5 protein-coding genes and 1 pseudogene are annotated in these 3411 nt (G+C 57.7%); 5 read left to right on the forward strand and 1 reads right to left on the reverse strand.

Annotated features, from left to right (window positions below; genetic code table 11):
* The 5 genes and pseudogenes from hisH to ABJK70_RS22235 form a co-directional block, all read left to right on the forward strand.
* Nucleotides 1-169, forward strand: a pseudogene (gene hisH, locus ABJK70_RS22215) (imidazole glycerol phosphate synthase subunit HisH); the annotation flags it as partial.
* Between the two features lie 41 nt (nucleotides 170-210).
* On the forward strand, nucleotides 211-942 hold the full coding sequence (hisA, locus tag ABJK70_RS22220) for a 1-(5-phosphoribosyl)-5-[(5-phosphoribosylamino)methylideneamino]imidazole-4-carboxamide isomerase (RefSeq protein WP_077728516.1): 732 nt from the start codon (nucleotides 211-213) through the stop codon (nucleotides 940-942).
* 3 nt (nucleotides 943-945) lie between these two features.
* On the forward strand, nucleotides 946-1710 hold the full coding sequence (gene hisF, locus ABJK70_RS22225) for an imidazole glycerol phosphate synthase subunit HisF (RefSeq protein ID WP_077728515.1): 765 nt from the start codon (nucleotides 946-948) through the stop codon (nucleotides 1708-1710).
* The gene (hisI, locus tag ABJK70_RS22230; protein ID WP_086135140.1) at nucleotides 1707-2093 is read left to right on the forward strand and encodes a phosphoribosyl-AMP cyclohydrolase; all 387 of its coding nucleotides are present in this window, start codon (nucleotides 1707-1709) and stop codon (nucleotides 2091-2093) included. The genes hisF and hisI overlap by 4 nt, the downstream gene beginning before the upstream one ends.
* Before the next feature lies 1 nt (nucleotide 2094).
* Entirely contained in the window at nucleotides 2095-2418 is a 324-nt protein-coding gene (locus ABJK70_RS22235; RefSeq protein WP_077728513.1) for a phosphoribosyl-ATP diphosphatase, read from the forward strand.
* Nucleotides 2419-2610: 192 nt separating this feature from the next.
* Here the strand turns inward: ABJK70_RS22235 and ABJK70_RS22240 are convergent.
* The coding region (locus ABJK70_RS22240) for a GIDE domain-containing protein (protein WP_347259164.1) at nucleotides 2611-3411 on the reverse strand (801 nt) is incomplete at its 5' end.

Consider the following 3411-nt stretch of genomic DNA (forward strand, 5'->3'; position numbering starts at 1 on the left):
GCGACCGACTGATTCCCGAAACGTTGCGGCGACCACCGACTATCCGGAACCCTTCGCTTCGGCGCTGGCTCGCGAAAACATCTTTGCCGTTCAGTTTCATCCTGAAAAGAGCCAGGAAGCCGGATTGCGATTGCTGGCTAATTTTCTAAACTGGGACCCGGGGCGATAAGGCACCGATCATTCACTCTATCCGTTACTGAGGATTTTTTTATGCTTTTGATACCTGCTATCGATCTGAAAGATGGCAAGTGTGTCCGTTTGCGGCAGGGCCGCATGGAAGACGATACGGTTTTCTCCGACGACCCGGTGGCGATGGCGGGGAAATGGGTGTCGGAAGGGGCGAAGCGCCTTCATTTGGTGGATTTGGACGGTGCCTTTGCGGGGATTCCGCGCAATGCGGAGGTTATCCACGCCATACGCGAAGCTTATCCGGATGTACAAATCCAGGTGGGCGGTGGAATCCGGGATGAAGAGACGATTCAGGGTTACCTGAACGCCGGCGTCGATTACGTCATCATTGGTACCAAGGCAGTCAGTGCGCCTCATTTCGTGCGGGAGGTCGCGGCGGAGTTTCCGAACCATATTATCGTCGGTCTGGACGCGAAGGACGGCAAAGTAGCGATAGACGGCTGGTCGAAGTTGTCGCATCACGATGTGATCGATTTGGCTCAAAAATTCGAGGACGATGGCGTTGAAGCCATCGTTTACACCGACATCAGCCGGGACGGCATGATGGAGGGCGTCAATGTCGAGGCAACCGCAAGGCTGGCTCGCTCCATACGCATTCCGGTGATTGCGTCGGGCGGCATCCGGAGTATTCAGGATATTCACGCCCTGGGCAGTGTGGTTGGCGACGGCGTCATGGGCGCCATAACCGGCCGCGCTATTTATGAGGGCACCCTTAACTTTGCCGAAGCCCGTAAAGTAGCGGAAGAATACTGATCCATGCTTGCCAAGCGCATTATCCCCTGCCTGGACGTCGACAATGGACGCGTGGTCAAGGGCGTCCGCTTCGTCGATATCAAAGATGCGGGAGATCCCGTCGAGATTGCTAGGCGTTACGACCGGGAGGGCGCGGACGAACTGACTTTTCTCGACATTACCGCCAGTTCGGACAATCGCGACACGATGGTGCACGTGGTGGAGCAAGTGGCGGGCGAAGTGTTTATCCCCCTTACGGTAGGAGGCGGCATCCGAACGCTCGAAGATATCCGCCGCATGCTGAATGCCGGCGCCGATAAGGTCAGTATCAATACCGCCGCAGTCGCCCGGCCGGAGTTCGTGCGCGAAGCGGCGGAGCGTTTCGGCTCTCAGTGTATCGTCGTCGCTCTCGATGCCAAGCAGGTGTCCGAAGACCCAAAGCGGTGGGAGATCTTTACTCACGGCGGGCGCAAGCCGACCGGCCTTGATGCCATCGAGTGGGCGCGTCGCATGGTGGCTTACGGAGCCGGCGAAATCCTCTTGACCAGCATGGATCGGGACGGCACCAAACAAGGGTTCGATCTGGAACTGACTCGCGCAATCAGCGAAGCCGTATCCGTTCCGGTGATCGCCTCGGGCGGTGTCGGCAATTTGCAGCACCTGGCCGACGGGATCTTGCAGGGCAAAGCCGATGCGGTGTTGGCAGCCAGTATTTTCCATTTCGCCGAATACACCATTCGGCAGGCCAAGGAATACTTGGCGGCTCAGGGCATCGAGGTGCGGCTATGACGGCGTGGCTCGACGAAATCCGCTGGACGTCCGAAGGGCTGGTTCCCGTCATTACGCAGGAGGCGGCCACGGGGCAGGTCCTCATGTTCGCCTGGATGAACCGGGAAGCTTTGTGGCTTACCGCCGAGGAAGGCTACGCGGTCTACTGGTCGCGCTCGCGGAATCGGCTTTGGCGGAAGGGCGAGGAATCCGGGAATCGGCAGAAAGTTCTGGAAATTCGCCTGGATTGCGACGAGGATGTGATTTTGCTCGCGGTCGAACAGGCCGGCGGAATCGCCTGTCATACCGGACGGCATCACTGCTTTTTTCGGGTGCTGCGGGATGGCTGCTGGGAGACGGTGGAACCTGTCCTGAAATCTCCGGAAACGATGTATAAGCGCTGATATGGACGTGTTGAAGGAGTTGGCTAGGGTGCTCGAGGAACGGAAATCTCAGGATCCGCAAAAATCCTATGTGGCGAGTCTTTATGCCAAAGGGCTCGACGCTATCTTGAAAAAGATCGGCGAGGAGGCCACCGAAACCGTAATGGCCGCCAAGGACGGAAACCTCGACAAGATTGTCTACGAAGTTGCGGATTTGTGGTTTCACAGCCTGGTATTGCTCGCTCATCAAGGGTTGAGTCCGGATCAGGTATTGGCCGAATTGCAGAGGCGGTTCGGTCTCTCGGGGCTCGAAGAAAAAGCGGGACGCGACGACAAGTCCGGTTAGAGCGTTTTTCACCGAAGTTCAGTGGTAAGGATAGGGAAATTCGTAGGTCGTTGAGGAGCTTTGTCGGCAAAGGATTGCCGACCTACGAAATCTAAAGCGTTTTTCATCGCGGTATAGCGGCGGGCATTGGAAAACCGCCCCGTACCCAGTCGAAGTAGGTCGGCAATCCCTTGCCGACGCTCCGCCGGACGTTCATGGAATCGAGCCGAAACGCAGATGCAACGCCCAGGTCGTTGAGCTGCCCGCGATCAGGAAGCCAAGCACCGCGATCCAGGCCTTGCGGCGATATCGGTTGGTCAATGTGCCCTGTGGAACGACCGATAGCAGATAAGGACGGCCATAACCGGGCTTTTTCATCAGGTGGAACTCGGTTTGCTTCGTTCTTTTGCGCCAGGATGCCATGACTTCACGCTCGGCGTGCTGCCGGGCGATTTCCCACTCCTCCGCATCGATCTCGCCGTCGCCGTTCTTGTCGAAGCGCTTGAGAAGCTCGGAACGGTTTCTCTTCCAGCGGATTAACAGATCGCCTACCTCGTTATGGAAGCTGGTGCCTTCGGAACTTCCGAGAGACACGAACTGACCGATCGCATAAAGCGGATCGTTTGCCTCGATGCGGTATTCCGTGTAGCGATACGGTCCGGACGAGAACAGTGAATCCCAAAATCCGGTTTGCAGCGGTGCGTATCCTGGTCGCGCGAGCTGCCCGCGCCATTTGAGTCGAATGGACGGCATGACCTCCGCGCCTTCGGGATCGACAATGCACCGTCCGGTGTCGTCTTCCAGGTGGAAGATGGCCTCGCTAACGCCGCTCTCAATGGTTTGCCATCGTGTCGTGCGGTGGCCGTCTTCATAGTCGGTCACTTGCTTTTCAACTTTGTAACTGTACCAAACGCAGCGTGCGCCGCTAAGCGGGGCATGGATCGGCTCGCCATCCATCAATTGGGCTCGACCGTCGAGTTCGACGTAACCCTGGGCTGCCGACCGGACCTTGGC

The organism is Methylocaldum sp. (assembly GCF_039794385.1).
In the GTDB taxonomy this organism is placed as follows: Bacteria; Pseudomonadota; Gammaproteobacteria; order Methylococcales; family Methylococcaceae; genus Methylocaldum.